The 23,248-nt window shown below is 65.3% G+C and carries 20 protein-coding genes; 12 read left to right on the forward strand and 8 right to left on the reverse strand.

The window, feature by feature from the left end; genetic code table 11:
• Positions 1-33: 33 nt before the first annotated feature.
• The 3 genes from IP65_RS14240 to IP65_RS14250 form a co-directional block, all read right to left on the reverse strand.
• Entirely contained in the window at positions 34-798 is a 765-nt protein-coding gene (locus IP65_RS14240; protein ID WP_022675012.1) for a TIGR02186 family protein, read from the reverse strand.
• The gene (locus tag IP65_RS14245; RefSeq protein WP_022675011.1) at positions 795-1,709 is read right to left on the reverse strand and encodes a sulfite exporter TauE/SafE family protein; all 915 of its coding nucleotides are present in this window, start codon (positions 1,707-1,709) and stop codon (positions 795-797) included. Before IP65_RS14245 ends, IP65_RS14240 begins: the two co-directional genes overlap by 4 nt.
• 102 nt (positions 1,710-1,811) lie before the next feature.
• The gene (locus IP65_RS14250) at positions 1,812-2,396 is read right to left on the reverse strand and encodes a glycosyltransferase (protein ID WP_158272938.1); all 585 of its coding nucleotides are present in this window, start codon (positions 2,394-2,396) and stop codon (positions 1,812-1,814) included.
• A 117-nt stretch (positions 2,397-2,513) separates the two neighbouring features.
• Here IP65_RS14250 and nhaA point away from each other — a divergent pair, with 117 nt between their 5' ends.
• From nhaA to miaB, 3 genes are all read left to right on the forward strand, one after another.
• Complete coding sequence (gene nhaA, locus IP65_RS14255; protein ID WP_156306622.1) at positions 2,514-3,695, forward strand: Na+/H+ antiporter NhaA; 1,182 nt, start codon at positions 2,514-2,516, stop codon at positions 3,693-3,695.
• Between the two features lie 98 nt (positions 3,696-3,793).
• A complete protein-coding gene (locus tag IP65_RS14260; RefSeq protein WP_022675008.1) occupies positions 3,794-4,249 on the forward strand; it encodes a Dps family protein in 456 nt (151 codons plus the stop codon).
• 124 nt (positions 4,250-4,373) lie between these two features.
• Positions 4,374-5,696 (forward strand): tRNA (N6-isopentenyl adenosine(37)-C2)-methylthiotransferase MiaB, encoded by a 1,323-nt coding sequence (miaB, locus tag IP65_RS14265; protein ID WP_022675007.1) that lies wholly within the window; start codon positions 4,374-4,376, stop codon positions 5,694-5,696.
• Between the two features lie 82 nt (positions 5,697-5,778).
• Here the strand turns inward: miaB and IP65_RS14270 are convergent, their stop codons facing one another.
• Complete coding sequence (locus tag IP65_RS14270; protein ID WP_022675006.1) at positions 5,779-6,081, reverse strand: hypothetical protein; 303 nt, start codon at positions 6,079-6,081, stop codon at positions 5,779-5,781.
• 265 nt (positions 6,082-6,346) lie between these two features.
• Here IP65_RS14270 and IP65_RS14275 point away from each other — a divergent pair, with 265 nt between their 5' ends.
• The 4 genes from IP65_RS14275 to IP65_RS14290 all read left to right on the forward strand — a co-directional run bounded on the left by IP65_RS14275 (position 6,347) and on the right by IP65_RS14290 (position 9,998).
• Positions 6,347-7,438, forward strand: a complete 1,092-nt coding sequence (locus IP65_RS14275) for a PhoH family protein (protein ID WP_082350170.1) — start codon at positions 6,347-6,349, stop codon at positions 7,436-7,438.
• Positions 7,439-7,645: 207 nt separating this feature from the next.
• The gene (gene ybeY, locus IP65_RS14280) at positions 7,646-8,140 is read left to right on the forward strand and encodes an rRNA maturation RNase YbeY (protein WP_054132148.1); all 495 of its coding nucleotides are present in this window, start codon (positions 7,646-7,648) and stop codon (positions 8,138-8,140) included.
• Between the two features lie 32 nt (positions 8,141-8,172).
• Positions 8,173-9,117 carry a hemolysin family protein gene (locus tag IP65_RS14285; RefSeq protein ID WP_054132149.1) on the forward strand — a complete coding sequence of 315 codons (945 nt, stop codon included), beginning with the start codon at positions 8,173-8,175 and terminating at the stop codon, positions 9,115-9,117.
• Positions 9,117-9,998 carry a LysR substrate-binding domain-containing protein gene (locus IP65_RS14290; RefSeq protein WP_022675002.1) on the forward strand — a complete coding sequence of 294 codons (882 nt, stop codon included), beginning with the start codon at positions 9,117-9,119 and terminating at the stop codon, positions 9,996-9,998. The genes IP65_RS14285 and IP65_RS14290 overlap by 1 nt, the downstream gene beginning before the upstream one ends.
• A 114-nt stretch (positions 9,999-10,112) precedes the next feature.
• On the opposite strand, the gene IP65_RS14295 is transcribed toward IP65_RS14290, so the two are convergent.
• Positions 10,113-11,657 carry an acetyl-CoA hydrolase/transferase family protein gene (locus IP65_RS14295; protein ID WP_054132150.1) on the reverse strand — a complete coding sequence of 515 codons (1,545 nt, stop codon included), beginning with the start codon at positions 11,655-11,657 and terminating at the stop codon, positions 10,113-10,115.
• Between the two features lie 151 nt (positions 11,658-11,808).
• Positions 11,809-12,264, reverse strand: coding sequence for a peptidylprolyl isomerase (locus tag IP65_RS14300; RefSeq protein WP_054132151.1), 456 nt, complete (start codon positions 12,262-12,264; stop codon positions 11,809-11,811).
• A 144-nt stretch (positions 12,265-12,408) separates the two neighbouring features.
• Here IP65_RS14300 and mgtE point away from each other — a divergent pair, with 144 nt between their 5' ends.
• Entirely contained in the window at positions 12,409-13,839 is a 1,431-nt protein-coding gene (mgtE, locus tag IP65_RS14305; RefSeq protein WP_028657501.1) for a magnesium transporter, read from the forward strand.
• 23 nt (positions 13,840-13,862) lie between these two features.
• Positions 13,863-14,270, forward strand: a complete 408-nt coding sequence (locus IP65_RS14310) for a DUF1489 domain-containing protein (RefSeq protein ID WP_022674998.1) — start codon at positions 13,863-13,865, stop codon at positions 14,268-14,270.
• Between the two features lie 81 nt (positions 14,271-14,351).
• On the opposite strand, the gene clpB is transcribed toward IP65_RS14310, so the two are convergent.
• The gene (gene clpB, locus IP65_RS14315; RefSeq protein ID WP_022674997.1) at positions 14,352-16,931 is read right to left on the reverse strand and encodes an ATP-dependent chaperone ClpB; all 2,580 of its coding nucleotides are present in this window, start codon (positions 16,929-16,931) and stop codon (positions 14,352-14,354) included.
• 201 nt (positions 16,932-17,132) lie between these two features.
• On the opposite strand from clpB, the gene IP65_RS14320 reads away from it, so the two are divergent.
• The 3 genes from IP65_RS14320 (at position 17,133) to IP65_RS14330 (ending at position 21,641) form a co-directional block, all read left to right on the forward strand.
• Positions 17,133-20,042, forward strand: a complete 2,910-nt coding sequence (locus tag IP65_RS14320; RefSeq protein WP_022674996.1) for a pitrilysin family protein — start codon at positions 17,133-17,135, stop codon at positions 20,040-20,042.
• Between the two features lie 137 nt (positions 20,043-20,179).
• Positions 20,180-20,863: a hypothetical protein gene (locus IP65_RS21390; protein WP_148291615.1), complete on the forward strand. Its 684-nt coding sequence runs from the start codon at positions 20,180-20,182 to the stop codon at positions 20,861-20,863.
• A gap of 46 nt (positions 20,864-20,909) precedes the next feature.
• A complete protein-coding gene (locus IP65_RS14330; protein ID WP_133726818.1) occupies positions 20,910-21,641 on the forward strand; it encodes a hypothetical protein in 732 nt (243 codons plus the stop codon).
• Between the two features lie 109 nt (positions 21,642-21,750).
• On the opposite strand, the gene gatB is transcribed toward IP65_RS14330, so the two are convergent.
• Positions 21,751-23,247, reverse strand: a complete 1,497-nt coding sequence (gene gatB / locus IP65_RS14335) for an Asp-tRNA(Asn)/Glu-tRNA(Gln) amidotransferase subunit GatB (protein ID WP_022674993.1) — start codon at positions 23,245-23,247, stop codon at positions 21,751-21,753.
• Position 23,248: the final 1 nt, after the last annotated feature.

Consider the following 23,248-nt stretch of genomic DNA (forward strand, 5'->3'; position numbering starts at 1 on the left):
CAGGGTTAATTTTGGGCTAAGCAGTGCCCCACATCACACCAGCGCAAACAGGCGCCCGGCGATCCAGCCCATGCCCACCGATACCAGCACGGCAAACAGGCCATAGAGCAGGCCGTTGCCATCGGCCTGGTCGGCCACGAAGCGTTCGAAACCCTGCTTCGACACGTCAACCCGCGTGACCGCCGAGGTGATCACGCGGCCCTGGCGGATGGCAAAGGTTTCGGCGGTATAGGTGCCGGTGCGCACTTGCGAAGGCAGCGTGATGCGCGCCTGATACAGCACCTGCCCGCTGATCGTCACGCCGTGGCCGTCTTCGCGATAAAGACCCTGCCGCTGCATCAGATCCACCAGGCCATCGGCAAAGTGCCGTTGCCGCGCCGGGTCGATCGCCCCGATCGGGGAAAGCTGCAGGCGATCGAGACCGAGTTCATAGATCGCTGCGGTCTTTTCATCCACGATCTCGCGCACCGGGCGGGACGAGGCGATGGCAAAGAAACTGGGCGCAGAGCGCAACTCGCTGCTGGCGGCATTCACCCAGATGCCCGCCACCTTGCGCTTTTCCCGCAGCACGATGGATTGCACCGGGCCTTTGAGCACGACGACGATATCGTAATCCTGCGCGGCGCGGGTGCCACCCGGATCGAGGATTGCGCCAAACAGCAAGAGGTCCGCCCCGGTAAAGCCCTGGCGCACTTCCACCCGATGCTGCGATATTTCGGGCACCAGGATCGGCGCGCGCGCCCCGCCGAGCAGAATGGCCACCGGCGCCAGCAGCGCCAGCACCCAGCGCGGCGTCATAGCGGCACCACGGTGAAAATCTCGTCGGGTCGATAGCCCAGGCCAAGCGCCATGCGCAGTGCCACGCCCAGCACGATCACCGCCAGGATCAGGCGCAACTGCTCAGGCTTGGCCTTTTGTGCAAACTGCGCGCCGATCTGTGCGCCCGAGACCGATCCCACCAGCAACAGCCCGGCCAGCACGATATCCACCGCATGCGTGGTCAGCGCGTGCATCATGGTTGTCGCCATCGTCACGAACAGGATCTGGAACAGCGAGGTGCCCACCACGACGTTGGTGCTCATGCCCAGGATATAGAGCATTGCCGGCACCAGGATGAACCCGCCGCCGATGCCCATCAGCATGGTCAGGATGCCGGTGGCCATGCCCAGCAAGAGCGGCGCCAGTGGCGAGATATAAAGGCCCGAGCGATAGAACCGCCAGCGCAGTGGCAGGCTGGCCACCAAGGGATGGTGGCGGCGGCGCCGCGCCGGCTGGGCGAGGCCAAGCCGCTGTGCGCGCAGGGCCGTGATACTTTCATGCGCCATCAGCCCGCCGATGCCGCCCAGCAGCACGACATAGAGGATGTTGATCACCGTATCGATCTGGCCCAGCGCCTGGAGCAGGCGGAACAGCAGTGCCCCCACCCCGGTGCCCAGCACGCCGCCGGCGACCAGCACCGCGCCCATGTGATAATCGATGCCGCCGCGCCGAGCGTGGGCAAATGCGCCCGAAACGCTGGCCCCGGTCACCTGGCTCGCGGCCGATGCGGCGGCCACCGTCGGCGGCACGCCATAGAAGATCAGCAACGGAGTAGTGAGAAAACCACCACCCACGCCGAACATACCAGACAAGAGCCCGGTCAAGGCGCCAAGCCCCACGATCACCAAGCCGTTGACCGCCAGATTGGCGATGGGAAGGTACACATCCATCGCCACTTGTCCTAGGCGGCGCAGGCCAATTCCGCAATGCCACGGTTGCCCCGCACGGCTGCGCCGCGGCAGCAAAAGGGCGATCGGCACTACATGCGAAAGCTATGCCCACAACGCCGGAAGCGGCGGTTGACCATATTCGTCGTCGCGCGGTTTCGAGGCATCGTGCACGATTACGCTTCGCACGATCCTGCCGCTGCGCGCCTCATCGGCCTGCAACGCAAGATAAAGCCGATTGAGGCAATCGGCCTTGGTCGTCGGACCGTCGCGATCATGCACCACGATGCGCAGGCGCGGATCGGTGGCGCAGCGCATGACCGCCGCCAGCGTGGCGGGATCGTTGCGATGGCAGCCCACATAGAGCCGCAGGTCCGCATTTGGCCAAGCCGCCAGACAATGCTCGATCACGGCGGCCACACCCGGCGCTTCCGACCAGACCGGCACCAGCACCGCTGCCGCACCCGGCTGACCACCCGCGCCACGGTCGACGCGCGCGGGCCAATCGGGAGTTGCGGCAAAGCCCGAAGCCAGATGTAGTGTGCAAGCCCGGCCCGTGATCCGGAGCCAGGCCCACAGTCCGTCCATCCGCCGTTCTTGGCAGGCACCCACGGCCAGGCATGTTGCAGCGAAAAGCAGAAGTTCGCGCTGCAACATGGCCAGCCACAGCCAGACTGTGGACAGCGACATCATTCCCAATTTGCCCTCACCCCCGTTTGACGGCAAACACCCCCACTGGCAAATTACGGCTGGCCGGGGCGCGTGGCAACGCTTGCAACCTTCAGGAATGAATCGAATATGGCGGAAATGCGCGGGTCCCCTCATCAGCCGCAATCGGCATTGCGCCGGTTGATGCGCCACGAAGCAGCGCCGGGCGTGCTGCTGCTGGTCTGCGCGGCACTGGCTATCGCGCTGGCCAATTCGCCCTTGCACCATACCTATCACGCCGCACTGCACCATGCCCTTCCGGTGATCGTGGCGCCCCAACTCGACAGCCTGCATGCTTGGATCAACGACGGCCTGATGGCCGTGTTCTTCTTTGTCGTGGGGCTTGAGATCAAACGCGAAATCATCAGCGGCGCACTGGCCGATGCACGGCGGCGGCGGCTGCCGGTGCTGGCGGCGCTGGCAGGCATGGCGCTGCCCGCGCTGGTGTTCCTGGCCGTCAGCCGTGATTTTCCCATGCTGCATCGCGGGTGGGCCATTCCCGCCGCCACCGACATCGCCTTTGCCATGGGTGTGCTGGCCCTGATCGGGCGCCGTGCCCCCCGGTCGATCAGACTGTTCCTGTTGACCGTGGCCGTGGTCGATGACCTTGGCGCGGTGGTGGTGATCGCCATTTTTTACACCAGCGGGGTGGCCTGGGCCTGGCTGGCGGCGGCGGCCGCCGTGTTTGGCGCGATGATTCTCATCAACCGCGCCGGTGCGACTCGGGCATCGACCTATGCGGTCTTTGCCGTGGCCCTCTGGGCATGCGTGCTGCAATCGGGCGTCCACGCCACCGTGGCGGGGGTGCTGGCGGCGCTGACCGTGCCGATGAAGCTCGATGCCCGGGGTAACAGCCCGCTGCTGCGCCTGGAACATCTGCTTGTGCCGATCAGTGGCTTCGTGATCGTCCCGCTGTTCGGCCTGGCCAATGCCGGGGTCGATCTGCGCGCCACGGGCCTGGCCGGCATCCTGGCGCCGCTGCCCCTGGCAATCGCGGCCGGGCTCGTCATAGGCAAGCAGGCCGGCGTGCTGGGCGCGGTGCTGGGTGCCGAACGGCTGGGCCTGGCGCCACGGCCAGTCGGCGCGCGGCTGATGCATCTGTGGGGCATGGCGCTGCTGTGCGGTATCGGCTTTACCATGAGCCTGTTCATTGCCGCGCTGGCGTTTCCAGCGCAGCCCGATCTGGTCGAGCAGGCCAAGATCGGCATCCTGGGCGGATCGCTGCTGTCCGCCCTCGGCGGCGCGCTCGTCTTGCGACTGGCGCCAAAGCCTGCCGATTGATCGACAAAACCGATTTTTACAAGCCACCATTTGCGTGAAACTTTGGCGCCGTTGTGGCGTATGAAAGCGCAAAGCCAAGCAAAGGAAAGGGGTTTACCATGCCGGGCGACAACGCAAACAAGGCGCTGATCGATAGCCTGAACGGGCTGCTCGCGGATTATTTCGCGCTCTATATCAAGACCAAGAACTATCACTGGCACGTGGCCGGCCCGCAGTTCCGCGATCTGCACCTGCTGTTTGACGAGCAGGCCACCGAGCTTTTCGCACTGACCGACATCGTGGCCGAGCGCGTGCGCAAGAACGGCGGCGCCACGCTCACCTCGATCGGCGCGATCGGCGCCAAGGCCAGCGTAAAGGATGATGACCGCGCCAAGGTTGATGCGATGGACATGGTCAAGGCCCTGCGCGACGACAATGCCGCGCTGGTCGAAACCATCCGCAAGGTGAAGGCCGCGGCAACCGAAGCCGGCGACAACGCCACCGAAGGCGCGGCCGATGACTGGACCGACCAGGCCCAGCAGCGCGTGTGGTTCCTGAGCCAGATCCTGGCCTGAACCAACGCTGCCTGCCATGCCAAGGCCCGCCGCGCATGCCTTGCGCGGCGGGCCTTTTCCTAGGCAGTGGCGGGTGCGCAAGGCGGTTTCCATCCGCGCCCGATTGCCTTATGGGGCGCGGCTTATGCCCGCAGAGAATCCCCCCCGGACGTTTCACGTCAAGAGCTTCGGCTGCCAGATGAACGTCTATGATGGCGAGCGCATGGCCGAGTTGCTTGCCGCCCAAGGCATGACCGCCACCGACGAACGCGATGGTGCCGATCTGGTCGTGCTCAACACCTGCCACATCCGCGAAAAGGCCACGGAAAAGGTCTATTCCGATATTGGCCGCCTGCGCCGTGCCGATGGCACCACGCCACTGATCGCCGTGGCTGGTTGCGTGGCCCAGGCCGAGGGCGAGGAAATCATGGCGCGCGCGCCGTCGGTCAAGGTCGTGGTCGGGCCGCAAGCCTATCACCGCCTGCCCGAAATGGTGGCCGATGCCGCCGCCGGCAAGCGCGGCACCGAGACGGACATGCCGGCCGAAGCCAAGTTTGCCGCGCTGCCCAAGCGCCGCCGGTCGGGCCCCAGCGCGTTCCTGACGGTGCAGGAAGGGTGCGACAAGTTCTGCACCTATTGCGTGGTGCCCTATACGCGTGGCGCGGAAATCTCGCGCCCGTTTGCCGATCTGGTGGAAGAGGCCAAGCTGCTGGTTGCCGGCGGCGCGCGCGAAATCACCCTGCTGGGGCAGAACGTGAATGCCTGGACCGGCCAGGACGCCAAGGGCCGCGCCATCGGACTCGATGGGCTGATCCGGGTGCTGGCGGCAGAGCCAGATCTGGCGCGCATCCGTTATACCACCAGCCATCCCAACGACATGAGCGATGGGCTTATCGCCGCCCATGGCGAGATCGACAAGTTGATGCCGTTCCTGCACCTGCCCGTGCAGGCCGGCAACGACCGCGTGCTCAAGGCGATGAACCGCAGCCACACGGTGGAAAGCTATCTCAAGATCCTCGATCGCGTGCGCGCCGCCCGGCCCGATATCGCGCTGTCGGGCGATTTCATCGTCGGTTTCCCGGGAGAGACCGAGGCCGAATTCCAGGACACGCTCGATCTGGTGGGTACGGTGCGCCATGCCCAGGCGTTCAGCTTCAAGTATTCGCCCCGCCCCGGCACGCCAGCGGCCACGATGGACGATCAGATCGCGCCGGCGGTGATGGACGAGCGGCTCAAGCGGCTGCAGGCTGCGCTGGCACGCGATGCCACGGCGTTCAACCAGGCCAGCGTGGGCCGGCGCTGCCAGGTGCTGGTCGAGCGGCGCGGGCGCCTTGCCGGCCAATGGCTGGGCAAATCGCCCTGGCTGCAATCGGTGCACTTCACCGGCGATGTGGCGATCGGCGATCTGGTGACGGTTGACCTGGTGCAGGCCGGGCCCAATTCGCTCGCTGGCCAACTGGTCGCCTGATCCGGCCCAAGCACCGCGCAGACAGCAAAAGGCCCCCGCCGCGATCCACGCGACGGGGGCCTTTTGGTTTGGGCGCCTGACCTTAGCCGTGGTGATGGCGATAGGCGTGGCGGATCTTGTGATGCATCACCTTGCGATCGTGGCGCATGTCACGGCGATCATGGCGCAGTTCGTGCTTGGCGATGCGCACTGCGCGTTCGTTGCCATGGGCGCGGGCCACGGCCACTTCGCGGCGATCATGGCGCACTTCGGCGCGGTCGCGGCGCACTTCGTGGCGGGCGGCGGCAACGGCCGGGGTGTTGACCGGCTGGGCATTGGCAATGGCCGGCGCCATGACGGGGGCAACCAGGGCGGCGGCAACGAGAGCGAGGACGAACTTGCGCATGGGGGTAACTCCTTGTTCCGGCCGGACCTGAGCGTTTTGCCCGGGGGTCTCGTTCGGCCATGAAACGGTTATGGCCCTGCCCGGCTGAATGCCTGCCGAAGCACGTTGCAAGAAACCGCTCAGGTTTGTCGTGCCCCGGCAGCAAAGTGTCGCGCAATTGTTACCTGCGTTGTGCATTTTGCCGCCAGTCTCCCTTGCACAAGGACAATCACGCCTTACACTTGGATAAAGTGGTTCGATGAAAGGAGCGCGAAAACCCCATCCCATGGCTCGCAAATTCCCCCGTGCCCACGACGAGGCACATCGCGACATGACCTTCGACCGCCCCGGACACCGTGCCAGAATACAGGGCGATGGCGGGGTCAGGACCGGGCCTCGGCCCGACCAACCCCGTCGCGCCCGCGTGGAAGTGGAATTTGAAGAGCAGACGATGCTGGGCGCGCTGTTCGGACAGTTCGACACCAACCTGGTGCAGATCGAAAACCGCCTCGGCGTGTTCATTTCCGCACGCGGCAACAAGGTCTTGATCGAAGGACCCGAAGACGCCGTGGCCCGCGCCCGTGACGTGCTCAAGGGCCTGTACCAGCGCCTCAACACCGGGCACGAGATCGACAGCGGCGCCCTGGAATCGCTTATCGCGATGAGCGCGGAACCCACGCTCGAAGGGATCATCACCGGAACGCCGGGCAATGCCCCGCCGATCATGATCCGCACCCGCCGCAAGACCATCGTGCCGCGTTCGGCCACGCAGATCGCCTATATGCAGGCGCTGGTGCAGAACGACGTGATCTTTGCCCTGGGGCCGGCGGGTACCGGCAAGACCTATCTTGCCGTGGCCCAGGCGGTGGCCCAGCTGATGACCGGTTCGGTTCAGCGGCTGATCCTGTCGCGCCCGGCGGTGGAAGCTGGCGAGCGCCTGGGCTTCCTGCCTGGCGACATGAAGGAAAAGGTCGATCCCTATCTGCGCCCGCTTTACGATGCGCTCTATGACTGCATGCCGCCCGAACAGGTGGAGCGGCGCATCGCCAGCGGCGAAATTGAGATCGCCCCGATCGCTTTCATGCGCGGGCGCACCCTGGCCGATGCCTTTGTCATCCTCGACGAAGCGCAGAACACCACGCCGGCGCAGATGAAGATGTTCCTCACCCGCTTTGGCCAGAACAGCCGCATGGTGGTGTGCGGCGATCCCAAGCAGGTTGACCTTCCCGGCGGCGTGGCTGCCAGTGGCCTGGCAGATGCAGTCGGCCGGCTGGAAGGCGTGGACGGCATCGGCGTGGTGCATTTCAGCCGCGCCGACGTGGTGCGCCATCCCATCGTGGGCCGTATCGTTGAAGCCTATGAAGGGAACGAGGCCTGACCTTGCACGGTGACTCCACCACCCCCACCCCCTCCCCTGAAAAGGAGGGGGCTTTGCTTCATCCTCCCCATCCTCTTTAGAAGGGGGGTCGGGGGGTGGCGGAAACCTTGCACTGACCCTGACCTTGCATTTTTTGCACATGGCGGGTGGCGCGGCCCGCGTCGCCATGCCAAAGCGATTCGTCCCCCAATTGCACAGGCCCCCCACATGACCGCGCCGATTCTGGAAATCGACATCGATCCCATCTGGGGAGATACCACCGATTGGGAGGCACTGGCCAACCGCGCCGCCGAGGCGGCCGCCCAGGTTGCCACTGAACTTGCCCATCCCAATCTGCTGGTCAGCCTGGTTCTGGCCGACGATGACGAGGTGCACGCCCTCAACAAGCAGTGGCGGGCCAAGGACAAGCCCACCAATGTGCTGTCTTTCCCGATGCTTGCCCGCGAAGACGTGCTGCGCGCCGCAGCCGACGAGGGCGCGCCGGGCATGCTGGGCGACCTGATCCTGGCGCAGGGCGTCTGTGCCCGCGAAGCCGTGGAAAAGGGCATTTCGGTCGAGAACCATGCCACCCACCTGGTGATCCACGGCCTGCTGCATCTGGCCGGCTATGACCACGAGGAAGGCGAAGCCCAGGCCGAGGAAATGGAAGACCTGGAGCGGAAGGCGCTTGCCTTGCTGGGCCTGGCCGACCCATATGCATGAATATTGACAGTAACAGCTAAGGAGCAAGGTCAGTGCCCGAGGGCAATGGGTCCGGCGGTGAAAATCGCTCGGGCGAAGGCGACAGTAATGGGGCGCTTTGGCGCGTGATAAAGGCCTTTTTCAAGGGGCCTGACCATGACCAGTCTCTACGGGCGCAGATCGAGGAAGCGATCGAGGAGCACGAGCACGAACCCGGCCACGATCTGGGCGCCGATGGCGACCTGGTGCCGGTGGAACGCCAGATGCTCAAGAACCTGCTCCATTTCAGCGAGCGCGATGCCGATGACGTGGCCATCCCGCGTGGCCAGATCATTGCCATCCCTGCCTCCTCCACGTTTGCCGAGGTGGTTGCCGCCTTTGCCGAGCATGGCCACAGCCGCCTGCCGGTCTATGGCGAATCGCTCGATGAAGTGCAGGGCATGATGCACATCAAGGACGTGTTCCCGTTCCTGGCGGACATGGCGCTCAAAGGGGTGCCCGCGCCAGAGGACTGGACCGTGCTGCTGCGCCAGCCGCTGTTCGTGCCCCAGGCACGCGGCGCGATCGACGTGCTGGCCGACATGCGCGGCAGCCGCACCCACCTGGCCGTGGTGGTGGACGAATATTCCGGCACCGACGGAATCATCACGTTCGAGGATCTGGTCGAGGAAATCGTCGGCGACGTGGAAGACGAGCACGATGACGCGCCCGAAGTGCTGCTCAACCGCCTCGATCCCGATACCTGGGATGCCGATGCCCGCGCCGAACTGGAACACGTCGCCCGCATCATCGATCCGCGCCTGGCCGAGGTGGAGGAAGACGTCGACACCCTGGGCGGCCTGGCCGTGGTCCTTGCCGGCGAAGTGCCGCCGGTTGGCCGGGTGCTGGAACACGAATCCGGCTGGCGCCTGGAAGTGACCGGTGGCGACGAACGCCGCCTCACGCGCCTGCGCCTGCATGCCCCCTCCACCGCCCTTGCCGAAGAAGAAGACGCCTGATGATCCGCCGCCTGCCACCACTGCGCTCGCTGGAAGCTTTCATTCGCGTGGTGCGCGCCGGCTCGGCCAAGACGGCGGCGGCCGAACTGGCACTCAGCCCTTCGGCCCTGTCGCGCCGGCTGGCGGCGCTGGAAGAGTTCGTCGGCAAGCCGCTGTTCGAGCGCAAGCACCAGGCCCTCAAGCTGACCGAGGACGGCCAGACGCTGTATGATGCGGTGGCCCCGTTGATCGACGAGATGGCCGACCGGATCGACCGCATGATCGATACCGGCAAGGTCATGCGCCTGCGCCTGGGCGTGCTGCCGCTGTTCGGCAGCCAGCGCCTGTTCCCGCGCCTGGGCGAACTGCGCAAGCTGCACCCGCAGTTGCATATCGATATCGACAGCTCGACCGCTGCGGAAACCAAGCTGGGTGACACGATCGATGCGGCGATTATCCTGTCGGAAGGGCCGGACGCCGCGCTGCATGCCGTGCGGCTCGATCACAACCGGGTCTATGCCATTGCCAGCAAGCAGTTGGCCGAAGAGCTGGGTAACCGGCCCGACATGGCCAAGCTCGCCAAGCAGACGTTCCTGGTTCACAACGATCTGCCCGCCAGCTTTGAGGCCTGGAAGCGCACGCTACACCTGGAAGCGCTGGAGCCAGCCGCGATCGACCATTTCGATTCCGGCCAGCTGATTCTGGAAGCCGCCGCGCAGGGTCTGGGCATTGCCATCATGCACGATGACCATTTCAGCCGCAGCCACGATCCCCGGCTGGCGCGCGTCTATGACATCGAAGTGGACAGCCCCTATTCCTATTGGTTCGTCTGCCGCCCCCGCGCCCTGCAATCGCGGCCGGTGCGCCTGTTCCACGACTGGATGCTGAAGGCGGGGCTTTAAGAGGCCCCCTCCACCGCCCGCTGCGCGGGCGGTCCCCCTCCCACGCCGTGGGGAGGATCCCAGGTCCTCCCCGCTCGGCGGGGAGGTGGCGGCCCGAAGGGCTGACGGAGGGGCTTACCCCGCCCGCATGGTGCCCGTCTGCACAAAGCGCTGATGCCATGAAAGCGCCTCGTCCAGCAACGAAGGCGAATGCTTGCCATAGGAATCGCGCAAGGCGCGGGCATAGTAGTCGCTCAACTGGTCGCGATAGATCGGGTGCACGCAGTTGGCGATGACCTGTTCGGCCCGCTGCTTGGGCGACAGGCCGCGCAGATCGGCCAGGCCCTGGTCGGTGACGATCACCTGCACGTCCTGATCGATATGGTCGACATGGCTGACCTGGGGCACGATCGTGGAAATCGCCCCGCCCTTGGCCAGCGAGGGCGCCATGAAGATCGAGATATAGGCATTGCGGGCAAAATCGCCCGAGCCGCCGATGCCGTTCTGGATGCGCGAGCCCATCAGGTGGGTGGAATTGACGTTGCCGTAGAGATCGGCCTCGATCATGCCGTTCATCGCCAGGCAGCCCAGGCGCCGCACCAGTTCGGGATGGTTGGAAATCTCCTGCGGGCGCAGCACGATGCGATCGCGATAGCGGTGCATTTCGCCGTTCAGCGCCTCTGCCGCATCCGGGCTGAGCGAAAACGCCGTGGCCGAGGCCATCGCCAGCTTGCCCGCGGCCAGCAGATCGAGCATGCCATCCTGCAAGACTTCGGTATAGGCCGTCATCGGCTCGAACGGGCTGTCCATCAAGCCATTGAGCACGGCATTGGCGATATTGCCCACGCCCGACTGGATCGGCAGCAGCGAAGCCGGTAGCCGGCCCATTTTCACTTCATGGCCAAAGAACTGCAGCAGGTGCCCGGCAATGGCGCGGGCGGCATCGTCGGGCGCCTTGAACGGGGCGTTGCGATCGGGCGTGTCGGTGGCCACCACCGCCACCACCTTGGCCGGATCGATGCGGAACGTGGGCTGGCCGATGCGATCATTGGGATGGACCAGCGGGATCGGGCGGCGATGCGGCGGCAGCGCGGTGCCATAATAGATATCGTGCATGCCGTGCAGCGCTTCATGCTGCCAGGAATTGACTTCCAGGATGATCTTGCCGGCCCGATCGAGCCAGGTCTTGTTGTTGCCCACCGACGAGGACGGCACCACGCTGCCATCGGGCAGGATCGCCGAAACCTCGACCAGCGCCACGTCGAGCGGGCCGAGAAAGCCCTGCCACGCCACGGGGGCCACCTGACTCAGGTGCATGTCGAAATACTGCACGGTGCCAGCATTGATCTGCTCGCGCACCAGGGGATCGGAGTTGTAAGGCAGGCGGAAATCGATGCCCTTGGCCCGCGCCAGCGCACCGTCGAGTTCGGGACCGGTCGATGCCCCGGTCCACACCTTGATGGCATAGGAATCGCCGGCGGCGTGGGCCGCCTCCATCCGCCGCGCCAGCGCCTGGGGCACCGCCTTGGGATAGCCTGCCCCGGTGAACCCGCTCATCCCCACCACGGCGCCGGGGCCAATCAGGCTGGCGGCATCGTCTGCGCTCATCAGCTTGGCGCGATAATCGGGATGGGCAATCCGCGCAGGAGACACGGACGGTGACGAAACGGGGGCGTTCATGGGGGGCTCCTCTCGGGTTCGATCTACCCTGCCCCTAAGCCGATGCGCCTTGTCCTACAGCAAAAAAGGCGGGGACCAGCCCCGCCTTTTCCCTGATATGATACAGGTTTTGTCTCGATAGCGAGACAGTGACCCGATCAGCCAGTCGTAATCAGGCCGCCTGCACGGTCGCCTTGCGGATCACGCCCGGGTTTGCCGGCGGCTCGCCCTTGGGCAGCGCGTCGATCAGGTCCATGCCGCTCTCCACTTCGCCCCACACAGTGTACTGGCGATCGAGGAAACGCGCATCATCAAAGCAGATGAAGAACTGGCTGTTGGCCGAGTGCGGATAGCTGGTGCGGGCCATCGAGCACACACCGCGCACGTGCGGCTGATCGTTGAATTCGGCCTTGAGGTCGGGCTTGCTGGAGCCGCCCATGCCGGTGCCCTGCGGGCAGCCGCCCTGCGCCATGAAACCGGGGATCACGCGGTGGAACTTCACCCCGTCATAGAAGCCTTCCGAGGCCAGTTCCTTGATGCGTTCCACGTGGCCGGGGGCCAGGTCGGGACGCAGCTTGATCACCACATCGCCCGAATCCAGCGACAGGACCAGTTTTTCTTCAGACATCGACCACTCTTCCTTGGCAAAGAATGCCGCCGATATAGGCAATCTTCGGACAAAGTCACGCTGCAGTGCACCATTGCATTTGCCGGATGATCGCCTATCCCCGCCTTGATGGAACAAGGCGCGCCCCACGAACACGACCCGCGGATGGACGACGGCGTGGACACTGACACCTTGACGGTGGCAGCGCCCGAACCTGCGCGCAATTCGCAGGAACTGGACGAGGAAGACAACACGCTGCGCCCCTCGTTCCTGCGCCGGGTGACCGAGGCGCTGGACGCGGAAAACCAGGAAGCGGTCTATAACCTGGTCGAGCCGCTCCACCCGGCCGACATCGCCGACCTGTTCGAGCTGATCGGCCAGGAATACCGTGCGCCGCTGGCCCGCGCGATCAACGACCTGCTCGGCTCAGACGTGCTCGCCGAGTTGAACGACTGGGTGCGCGATGACCTGGTCGATCAGCTCGAACCCGAAGAGGTTGCCGACCTCGCCGAGCAGATGGAGACGGACGACGCCGTCGCCCTGATCGAAGACCTCGACGAGGAAGACCAGGCCGCCGTCCTGGCAGAAATGGAGCCGGAAGACCGCGCCGCGATCGAAAGCGCGCTGTCCTACCCCGAAGAATCCGCCGGCCGCCTGATGAGCCGCGACGTGATCGCGGTGCCCGAACACCTGACCGTGGGCGACCTGATCGATTACCTGCGCCGCGACGACGATGACCTTGCCACCGAATTCTGGGAAGTGTTCATCGTCGACGTAAAGCATCGCCCGGTTGGCACCTGCATGCTTTCCTGGCTGCTGCGCGCACCGCGCAGCGTGCCCCTGGCCGATGTGATGAAGCGCGACCAGACGCTGATTCCCGTCACCATGGACCAAGAAGAGGTCGCGCTCCGCTTTCAGAAGTACGCGCTGATTTCTGCCGCCGTGGTGGATGACAGTGGCCGGCTGGTCGGCCAGATCACGGTGGACGACGTGGTCCACATTATCCAGGAAGAGGCGAGCGAGGACATCCTGCGCCTGTCGGGCGCGGGCGATGGCGACATCAACGAGCCGATCGGCCTGACCGTGCGCACGCGCCTGTCGTGGCTGGTGGTGAACCTGGGCACGGCGATCATTGCCGCCTCGGTGGTCGGCCTGTTCCAGGGCGCCATCGCGCGCTTTGCCCTGCTCGCCGTGCTGATGCCGATCGTTTCGGGCATGGGCGGCAATGCCGGCACCCAGACGCTGGCAGTGGTGGTGCGCGCGATTGCCACCAACCAGCTGACGAGTTCCAACACCGTGCGCATGATCCTGCGCGAATTGCGCATCGCGCTGGCCAACGGGCTCTCGCTGGGCGTGCTGATCGGGGTGGGCACCACGCTGATCTTTGGCAACCCGCACCTGGGCGCGGTGATCGGCGCGGCCATGGTGATCAACAACCTGGTGGCGGGCCTGGCTGGAATCCTCGTTCCGGTCAGCCTCGATCGCCTGCGGGTGGATCCGGCTGTCTCTTCGGCCGTATTCGTGACGATGGCCACCGATGTCATGGGGTTCTTCTCGTTCCTGGGGCTGGCTGTCGTCACCGGGCTTGCCGCCTGATTCGGATTGAAAGAACACCTGCAATGCCGCTCAACATGACCAAAGTGGCCTATGGCGCGCAGTCGCTGGCGGAAGTCCACGAATGGTTTTCCACCGGCCGGCGCCACGGTGCCGATGGCGTCGCCCGCCTGACCACGCGCAACTGCCCGCGCCGCCATGCCGAAATGATCGGCGGCTCGCTGTACTGGATTCTCAAGCACCAGCTGGTCGCGCGCAGCGAAATCTTGGGTTTTGAAGAGGCCGAGGGCGGACGCACCAATATCCTGGTCTCCACCCGCCTGATCGACGTGGTGCCGATGCCGCGCCGCGCCCACCAGGGCTGGCGCTATCTGGAAGCAGCCGATGCCCCGGCCGATCTTGGCCATGGGGAAGCCGGTGACGTGCTGCCCGCCGCGATCGCCGGCGAACTGGCCAAGCTCGGCCTGGTCTGACGCCCGCGGGCTGCCGGCCCGCCGATGCAGAAAAGGGAGCGACATGCGCTCCCCTTCCCTTTCCGCAATGGCCTGCGCGGCTCAGCTGACGTGGAACGCCAGCGCGCCGTCGCCTTCATCGATCGTCACCGTGCTGCCGTCGGGCACTTGGCCTGCCAGCAGCCGCTCCGCCAGCGGGTCTTGCAGATAGCGCTGCACGGCCCGCTTCAATGGCCGCGCGCCATAGACCGGATCATAGCCCACCCGGCCCAGCCAGCGCTTGGCCGCCTCGGTGAGGTCCAGCGTGATCTTGCGATCCTTGAGCAGCTTGGCCACGCGTGCCACCTGGATGTCCACGATCGGGGCCATGTGTTCCTGGCCCAGGCGGTGGAACAGGATGATTTCATCCAGCCGGTTGAGGAATTCCGGCCGGAAGTGCGCGCGCACCACATCCATCACCTGCGGCTCCACGCTGGCGGCATCTTCGCCCTCGCCCAGGTTGGCCAGGTACTGGCTGCCCAGGTTGGAGGTCAGGATGATCAGCGTGTTGGTGAAATCCACCACGCGGCCCTGGCCGTCGGTCAGGCGCCCATCATCGAGCACCTGCAACAGCACGTTGAACACGTCCTGATGAGCCTTTTCCACCTCGTCGAACAGGACGACCTGATAGGGCCGGCGCCGCACCGCCTCGGTCAGCACGCCGCCTTCGTCATAGCCGACATAGCCCGGAGGCGCGCCGATCAGACGGCTGACGGCATGCTTTTCCATGAACTCCGACATGTCGATGCGCACCATCGCGCTGTCATCGTCGAACAGGAAACCCGCCAGCGCCTTGGTCAACTCGGTCTTGCCCACGCCCGTGGGGCCCAGGAACAGGAAGCTGCCGAGCGGACGGTTGGGGTCTTGCAACCCGGCCCGCGCGCGGCGCACCGCCTTGGACACGGCCACCACCGCGTCGCGTTGGCCGATCACACGCTTGCCCAGCACGTCTTCCATGGCGAGCAGCTTTTCCCGCTCGCCCTCCATCATCCGGTCGACCGGCACGCCGGTCCACCGGCTGACGACACCAGCGATATCCTCGGCCGTCACTTCCTCGCGCAGCAGGGCGTTCTTGCTGGCGCCTTGCGCCTCGGCCAACTGGCGCTCCAGCTCGGGAATGCGGCCATAGGCCAGCTCCCCAGCCTTCGCCAGATCGCCCACGCGCTGCGCCTGCTCCAGTTCCACGCGCGCGCTGTCGAGATGCTCCTTGATCTTGCCTTCGGCATGGATCTTGTCGCGCTCGTTCTGCCAGCGCGTGGTCAGTTCGGCCGATTGCTGTTCCAGGTTGGCCAGGTCTTCGCGCAGGGTATCGAGCCGGTCGCGGCTGGCCTGGTCGGTTTCCTTGGCCAGGGCCATTTCCTCGATCTTGAGCTGGATGATGCGACGATCCAGGTTCTCGATCTCCTCGGGCTTGCTTTCCACCTCCATGCGGATGCGGCTGGCGGCCTCGTCCATCAGGTCGATCGCCTTGTCGGGCAGGAAGCGGTCGGCGATATAGCGGTTGGACAGCGTCGCGGCCGCCACGATCGCGGCGTCGGCGATGCGCACGCCATGGTGCACCTCGTACTTTTCCTTGATCCCGCGCAGGATCGAGATGGTGTCCTCCACCGTCGGCTCGCCCACGAACACGGGCTGGAACCGGCGTTGCAGGGCCGGGTCCTTTTCCACGTACTTCTGGTATTCATCCAGCGTGGTGGCGCCGATGCAGTGCAACTCGCCCCGCGCCAGCGCCGGCTTCAAGAGGTTGGACGCGTCCATCGCGCCTTCGGTCTTGCCCGCGCCGATCAGGGTGTGCATCTCGTCGATGAACAGGATGATTTCGCCCTCGGCGCCCTTCACCTCGTCAAGCACGGCCTTCAACCGCTCCTCGAACTCGCCGCGATACTTGGCGCCGGCAATCAGGCTGCCCATGTCGAGCGCCATCAGGCGGCGATGCTTGAGGCTGTCGGGCACGTCGCCATTGGCGATCCGCAGCGCCAGGCCTTCGGCAATCGCCGTCTTGCCCACGCCGGGTTCGCCGATCAGCGCCGGGTTGTTCTTGGTGCGACGCGCCAGGATCTGCACGGTACGACGGATTTCCTCGTCGCGGCCGATCACCGGATCGAGCTTGCCCTCGCGCGCGGCGGCCGTCAGGTCGCGGGCATATTTCTTCATCGCGTCATAGGCGTTTTCCGCGCCGGCGCTGTCGGCCGAACGCCCACCGCGCAGCGCCGTGATCGCGGCTTCCAGCGCCTGGGGCGACAGGCCCGCCGCCTTCAGGGCCTGACCAGCCGCCGTGGTGCCGGCCAGCGTCAGCGCCAGCAGCATGCGTTCCACCGTGACAAAGCTGTCCCCGCTCTTGGCAGCAACCTGCTCGGCCTGGTCGAGCAGGCGCACGGTATCGTTGTCGAGCCCGGGCGAATTCTGCGCGCCCGAACCAGACACCGCCGGCAACTTGCCCAGCGCCTTGTCCACTTCGGCCTGGGCCACGGCCGGGTTGCCGCCGGCCCGCTGGATCAGCCCGCTGGCCATGCCTTCAGGGTCTTCCAGCAACACCTTGAGCACGTGCTCGGGGGTGATGCGCTGATGGCTCAGGCGGATCGCCAGGGTCTGGGCCGCCTGGAGGAAACCCTTGGCGCGATCGGTGAATTTTTCGAGGTTCATAACGGTCTCTCGCTCTCCTGACCGCCACAAGGTAGTGTGACTTTTGGGCAACACAAGGACGTGGATCAAATTTTGCGCCACCGGTTGCAATCAAAACCAATGTCGCGTGGCAAGTCCTCACGATGGTTCAGCTTTGACTCCGCCGAACATGCCCTTACACATCGCCACAGAGACTTTTCGAGACAGGACAAGCCCCCCTCCATGCAGCGCTTCCTCAACGCCTCTCTCCTGGCCCTGGCCATCGCCTCGGCCGCGCCTTCGCCCGTGCTTGCCGCCACGGCATCGGCCCCGGCAGTGCCCGCCCCGGCGCCGCTGGCCAACCTGGTTTCAGCAGTGAACATCCCGTACGAGCAGTTCACCCTGCCCAACGGCCTGCGCGTGCTGGTCCATACCGATCGCAAGGCGCCGGTCGTGGCCGTGTCGGTGTGGTATGGCGTGGGTTCCAAGAACGAGCCCAAGGGCAAGACCGGCTTTGCCCACCTGTTCGAACACCTGATGTTCAACGGCAGCGAGCACAACAAGGGCGATTTCTTCACCCCGCTGCAGAACGCCGGCGCCACCGATTACAACGGCACGACCTGGTTTGATCGCACCAACTATTTCGAAACCGTGCCCACGGCCGCGCTCGATCGCTTCCTCATGCTGGAATCCGATCGCATGGGCTATCTGCTGGGTGCGGTGACGCAGGAAACGCTCGATAACCAGCGCAGCGTGGTCCAGAACGAAAAGCGCCAGGGCGACAACCAGCCCTATGGCCTGGTGGAATACGAGCAGCTCGAAAACCTCTATCCCGTCGGCCACCCCTATCACCACAGCACGATCGGTTCGATGGCCGATCTCGACAGCGCCAGCCTGGCCGATGTGAAAGCGTGGTTCACCGATCACTATGGCCCCAACAACGCCGTGCTGGTCCTGGCCGGTGACGTCGATCTCGCCACGGCCAAGGCCAAGGTCGCCAAGTGGTTCGGCGCCATTCCCGCCGGGCCCAAGGTGCAACCGGTATCGGCCCCGGTGCCGACCCTGCCCGCGCCGGTCGCCAAGACGATCAAGGATGAAGTGGCCACCACCCGCATCTACCGCATGTGGGCGATCCCGGGCTACGACAACCCCGATTACCTGCCGTTGCAGATCGGCGCGGTGATCCTGGGCGGGCTTGCTTCCTCGCGGCTCGACGACAACCTGGTGCGTGGCCAGCAACTGGCGGTTGCGGCCGGCGCCAATGCCGAAATCTATGCCCAGGCCGGGCAGTTCGTGGTTCAGGCCGATGTGAAGCCGGGCCAGAATGCCGCCGCCGTCGGCGCCGCGCTTGACGCGCAGATCAAGCGCCTGGTGACCGAAGGCCCGACGGCCGACGAACTCGCCCGCGCCGCCACCGTCACCGCCAGCGACCAGATCCGCAAGCTGGAATCGGTCGGCGGCTTTGGCGGCAAGGCACCGACGCTGGCCGAAGGTCTGCTCTACAACGGCGATGCCAACCACTATCGCAAGGAACTGGCGGCCATGGCCGCGCTCACGCCGGCGCAGGTGCGTGACGCGCTGCAAAAGTGGCTGACGCGCCCGGTCTTTGCCCTGACGGTCGAGCCGGGCACCCGCACCGAGGGCGGCGAATCCCACGGCGGCTGGGCCAACAACGATACCAAGGTCGGTGGGGGCCACGGTAGCGCTGCCCATCCCGCCTATTGGCACCAGCCCGGCCAAGACCCGGCGCCGCAGCCGGCCGTGCCGGCCGCTGCCGCCGGCCCCGATCGCAGCGAACTGCCGCCTATCGGCAACCTGGCCGCGCTGCAGTTCCCGCAGATCGAGCGGGCAACGCTGTCCAACGGGGTGAAGGTGGTCTTTGCCCGCCGCGCCGCCGTGCCTGTCGTTTCGGTGCAGGTGGCGTTCGACGCCGGCTTTGCCGCCGATCCGCGCCAGGCGCTGGGCACGCAGGCCATGCTGCTCAAGATGATGGACCAGGGCACCAAGACCCTGGATGCCGCCGCCTTTGCCCGTGCCCGCGAAAACCTGGGCGCCAACATCAGCAACGCCGCCCTGCCCGACAGCACGGCGTTCCAGCTCGATGCCGTGGCGCCCAACCTCGCTGGCTCACTGGCGCTGCTAGCCGACTATATCCGCAATCCCGCGCTCAAGAGCGATGACCTGGAACGCGTGCGCGCCCAGCAACTCGCCGCGATCGATGCCGAACTGCGCGATCCCTCGGCCATGGCCTCGCGCGTGCTCTATCCCGCGCTCTACGGGCCGCAGCACCCCTATGGCACGCCGCCCACCGGCACCGGCGATCCGGCCGTGGTCAAGCGCCTGACTCCAGCAGACCTCGCTGCGTTCCACCAGGCCTGGCTGCGCCCGTCCAAGGCGACGATCTTCGTGGTCGGCGATACCACGCTGGCCGCGGTCAAGCCGCTGCTGGAACGCAGCTTTGGCAGCTGGGCCGAACCAGCGGGCGCTGCCCCGGCCAAGAACCTGTCGGCAACGATTCCCGCAGCCAGCCCGCGCATCCTGCTGGTCGATCGCCCGGCCTCGCCGCAGTCGATGATCATGGCCGGCGAGGTTCTCGCCGCCACCGGCCGCGACGATCTCGTGCCGCTGCGCACCGCCAACGAAGTGCTGGGCGGCAGCTTCCTCTCGCGCCTCAACATGGACGTGCGCGAAAGCAAGGGCTGGAGCTATGGCGTGGGCAGCGCGGTGAGCGACCGCCAGGACCGCGTGATCTATCGCCTCGTCGCGCCGGTCCAGACCGACCAGACCGGCCCCGCGATCGCCGCGATGCAGGGCGACATGGCTGCGTTCCTCAAGGACAAGGGCGTTGCCCCCGATGAACTGGGCTGGGCCACGCAGGGCGCCGCGCGCGAACTGCCGGGCGCGTTCGAAACCTCGTCAGCGGTGCTCGATGGCCTGGTCAAGATCGTCCAGTTCCAGCGCCCTGACGATTACTACACGCGCCTCGCCGTGCGCTATCCCACTCTGACCGCCGCCGAACTCGACAAGGCCGCCCGCACCGCGCTCGATCCGAGCAAGCTGACCTGGGTGGTGGTGGGCGACGCCACCAAGATCAAACCGCAGCTCGACAAGCTCGGCCTGCCGGTTGAGGTGACCAGCGTACAGGGGAAGTAAAACCCGATTTTGCCATTTTGGCAGCACTGGCTCGGCAAGGTTCCAGATGAAGCCTTGCCGAGCTATGCCGGTTTAGCCTAGACGCAGACTTCGTAACAAATTGTTGCGCAAACTACGCTGGGTGTCCCGGGGAAGGCATGACAGAAAAGATCGGGTGGGGGCGACTGCGCAAGGCGCCGATTGGTTTGCTTGCTGCGCTGGCCGTTAGTGTGCCGTGGACAGCAACTGCGCAGGATGCCACGGCAAGCCTGGCCACATCCACATCACCTTGCACGCTTCACATTTGGCCTGGCAGCCCATTGCGGTCTACTTTTTACGGCTGGCTCCACGGCGGAATCGTTGATGGGGCTGTTAACGGGCGGCAGGGCTATCCAAAGCTGCCGCGAGCACCGCTGGACACGGCCACCCAACAGGCCGTGCTGGCGAGCCTCGACCTTCCGACTATACTCGGCCTGACGGGGTATCAAGTCACAGTCCATGCTGACACGCTCGACAGTCGCACCCTGCGCAATACGCCGGGTCGCTACACGGCCGAAGGCGGACCGTGCCATGCCGAACTGGCCGTGGATGACGTGTTCTTTCAGGAAGACAGCTTTTCCGGCCGCTATCTCAAGGTGATCTACCGCTTCAAGCGGTTCGACGGCAGCGAAACGCCCACCCGCAGCTTTGGCACGATTGCCACGGAAAAGCTCACACTGTTTCCTCCCGCAAAGCCAGAAGACGATCCGCAGGCTGCGCTAGGCGAATTGCGCCACGCGTTTGCAGAAAGCGTGGAAACGTTTGGCAGGCAGCTAGCAGCGCCGCCGCGTAAGAAAAATTAACCCAAGCACAGCCCAAACGGGGCCATTCCAGATGGGGATTATGGAAATGCTCAAGACCTTCCTTGCAACTAGCGTGGCTTTGCTGGCCACGGTTGGCACCGTCCAGGCGCAAGACACGACGGCGCCCGCATCTCAAGCAGCGCCTGCCGAAGCCGCAAAGTCACTTAGTCCGGAGGTCGTCGTGCATGCACCGTCGGCCGCTGCGCCCGATGGCTGCGAACTCCATATCTGGCCGGCCGAACGAATGGCGTCGATGACGACCGGACTCTTGGGCGGCGGCTTGCTTGATGCTGCCATCCACGGCAATCGCGATGCCACCAATCGCACGCTGATGGCCAGCGCGCTGGACAGTCCCAGCCAGCTCGATGCTCTTGAGACGCTCGACCTGCGCGGCATGCTCAAGCTTACTCCGGGCACCACGATCGTGACGCATGCCACGCCGCTGGTGCGCAAGACCATGAATTCCGTTAAAACGCGCCGCTCGGATTCTCAGGCCAAGTGCTATTCAGAACTCGTCGTGGCGGACGTATTCTACCAGAAAGCCGCAATTTACGGCCGCTCGCTGCGCACACTGTTCATGGTGCGGGAATTTGGCGACGATCAGAAAATCGACTTCGAATACAAAGCGTGGGGCGGCAACGGCCTCAAGCTTTTCCCGCCAAAGGAAGGCGATGACGCCGTGGCTGCGCTCGATGAACTGGTCGCCGTGTTCAAGAAGAATTTCGAGGAATATGCCGGCAACGAAGCCAAAGCGACGCGCACGCCCGTAAAGAGCTGACAGGCAGTCGACTTCCCAGAGAAAAGCCCCCTGTCCTTCGCCGGACAGGGGGCTTTCTTATGTCCTGAAAGTCTGGCCCTAGCGGTGCGAAGACCGCAGGGCGCGTCCCTCACCCCAGCTTGGCTTTCAGCACCTGATTGACCAGCTGCGGATTGCCCTTGCCGGCCATGGCTTTCATCGTCTGGCCCACGAAGAAGCCGAACAGGGCTTCCTTGCCGCCACGGTACTGTTCCACCTTGTCGGCATTGGCGGCCAGCACGGCATCCACTGCCGCTTCGATCGCGCCGGTGTCGGTCGTCTGCTTGAGGCCTTCGCGTTCCACGATCGCGGCCGCGCCGTCGCCGGTTTCCAGCATCTTTTCCAGGACCTGCTTGGCGATCGAGCCGGAGATCGTGCCATCGCCGATCAGCGCCAGAAGTTCTGCTGCGCTTGTCGGCGAAACCGGGCTGTCTTCCAGGCCCTTGCCCAGCTTGTTGAGCGCGCCGAACAGTTCGCTGGTCAGCCAGTTGGCAGCCTGCTTGGCCACGGCGGCTTCATCCTTGCCCTGCTTGGCAGCGCTCGCCGTAATCAGGGTTTCGAACCAGGCAGCCGTATCCACGTCTGCCGTCAGCACCGCGGCGTTGTAGGCCGACAGGCCCAGCGCATCAGTATAACGCGTGCGCTTGGCATCGGGCAGTTCGGGCAGAGACGCGCGGCATTCATCCAGGAATGCCTGGTCCAGCACCAGCGGCAGCAGATCGGGATCGGGGAAATAGCGATAGTCGTGCGCGTCTTCCTTGCTGCGCATCGACCGCGTGGTGCCCGTGCCCGGATCGAACAGGCGGGTTTCCTGCACGATCTTGCTACCGGCTTCCAGCACGTCCACCTGGCGGCTCGCCTCGTGCTCGATCGCGGCCATGACGAAGCGCACCGAGTTGACGTTCTTGGTTTCGGTGCGGGTGCCCAGCGGCTCGCCTGCGCGGCGCACCGAGACGTTGACGTCGGCCCGCATCGAGCCCTGATCCATGTTGCCGTCGCACGAGCCGACATAGCGCAGGATCTGGCGCAGCTTGGTCAGGTATGCCCCGGCCTCGGCCGGCGACGTCATATCAGGCCGGCTGACGATTTCCATCAGCGCCACGCCCGAGCGGTTGAGATCGACGTAGGACATCGTCGGGTGCTGATCATGCATCAGCTTGCCCGCGTCCTGCTCCACATGGATGCGCTCGATACCGATGACCTTGGTGCCGGCCTCGGGGTTCTTGTCATCCAGCGCGATCTCGATCGACCCTTCGCCCACCAGCGGGTGGTAGAGCTGGCTGATCTGATAGCCCTGCGGCAGATCGGCATAGAAGTAGTTCTTGCGATCGAACCGCGACCAGGTGTTGATCTGCGCGTCGATCGCCATGCCGGTGCGCACCGCCTGACGGATGCACTCGCGGTTGGGCACGGGCAGCATGCCCGGCATCGCCGCGTCGATCAGGCTGACCTGGGTGTTGGGTTCGGCGCCGAATGCGGTGGCAGAGCCCGAAAAGAGCTTGGCCTGCGTGGTGATCTGGGCGTGCACTTCCAGCCCGATGACCACTTCCCATTCGCCCGTGGCGCCCTGGATACGATAGCTGCTCATC

Source organism: Novosphingobium sp. AAP1, assembly GCF_001295765.1.
Lineage (GTDB): Bacteria > Pseudomonadota > Alphaproteobacteria > Sphingomonadales > Sphingomonadaceae > Novosphingobium > Novosphingobium capsulatum.

What these genes read in the sequence shown, in the direction of transcription:
- IP65_RS14240 (WP_022675012.1), bottom strand. Translation starts at nt 798, where the DNA reads ATGACGCCGCGCTGGGTGCTGGCGCTGCTGGCGCCGGTGGCCATTCTG.
- IP65_RS14245 (WP_022675011.1), bottom strand. Translation starts at nt 1,709, where the DNA reads ATGGATGTGTACCTTCCCATCGCCAATCTGGCGGTCAACGGCTTGGTG.
- IP65_RS14250 (WP_158272938.1), bottom strand. Translation starts at nt 2,396, where the DNA reads ATGTCGCTGTCCACAGTCTGGCTGTGGCTGGCCATGTTGCAGCGCGAA.
- nhaA (WP_156306622.1), top strand. Translation starts at nt 2,514, where the DNA reads ATGCGCGGGTCCCCTCATCAGCCGCAATCGGCATTGCGCCGGTTGATG.
- IP65_RS14260 (WP_022675008.1), top strand. Translation starts at nt 3,794, where the DNA reads ATGCCGGGCGACAACGCAAACAAGGCGCTGATCGATAGCCTGAACGGG.
- miaB (WP_022675007.1), top strand. Translation starts at nt 4,374, where the DNA reads ATGCCCGCAGAGAATCCCCCCCGGACGTTTCACGTCAAGAGCTTCGGC.
- IP65_RS14270 (WP_022675006.1), bottom strand. Translation starts at nt 6,081, where the DNA reads ATGCGCAAGTTCGTCCTCGCTCTCGTTGCCGCCGCCCTGGTTGCCCCC.
- IP65_RS14275 (WP_082350170.1), top strand. Translation starts at nt 6,347, where the DNA reads ATGGCTCGCAAATTCCCCCGTGCCCACGACGAGGCACATCGCGACATG.
- ybeY (WP_054132148.1), top strand. Translation starts at nt 7,646, where the DNA reads ATGACCGCGCCGATTCTGGAAATCGACATCGATCCCATCTGGGGAGAT.
- IP65_RS14290 (WP_022675002.1), top strand. Translation starts at nt 9,117, where the DNA reads ATGATCCGCCGCCTGCCACCACTGCGCTCGCTGGAAGCTTTCATTCGC.
- IP65_RS14295 (WP_054132150.1), bottom strand. Translation starts at nt 11,657, where the DNA reads ATGAACGCCCCCGTTTCGTCACCGTCCGTGTCTCCTGCGCGGATTGCC.
- IP65_RS14300 (WP_054132151.1), bottom strand. Translation starts at nt 12,264, where the DNA reads ATGTCTGAAGAAAAACTGGTCCTGTCGCTGGATTCGGGCGATGTGGTG.
- mgtE (WP_028657501.1), top strand. Translation starts at nt 12,409, where the DNA reads ATGGACGACGGCGTGGACACTGACACCTTGACGGTGGCAGCGCCCGAA.
- IP65_RS14310 (WP_022674998.1), top strand. Translation starts at nt 13,863, where the DNA reads ATGCCGCTCAACATGACCAAAGTGGCCTATGGCGCGCAGTCGCTGGCG.
- clpB (WP_022674997.1), bottom strand. Translation starts at nt 16,931, where the DNA reads ATGAACCTCGAAAAATTCACCGATCGCGCCAAGGGTTTCCTCCAGGCG.
- IP65_RS14320 (WP_022674996.1), top strand. Translation starts at nt 17,133, where the DNA reads ATGCAGCGCTTCCTCAACGCCTCTCTCCTGGCCCTGGCCATCGCCTCG.
- IP65_RS21390 (WP_148291615.1), top strand. Translation starts at nt 20,180, where the DNA reads ATGACAGAAAAGATCGGGTGGGGGCGACTGCGCAAGGCGCCGATTGGT.
- IP65_RS14330 (WP_133726818.1), top strand. Translation starts at nt 20,910, where the DNA reads ATGCTCAAGACCTTCCTTGCAACTAGCGTGGCTTTGCTGGCCACGGTT.
- gatB (WP_022674993.1), bottom strand. Translation starts at nt 23,247, where the DNA reads ATGAGCAGCTATCGTATCCAGGGCGCCACGGGCGAATGGGAAGTGGTC.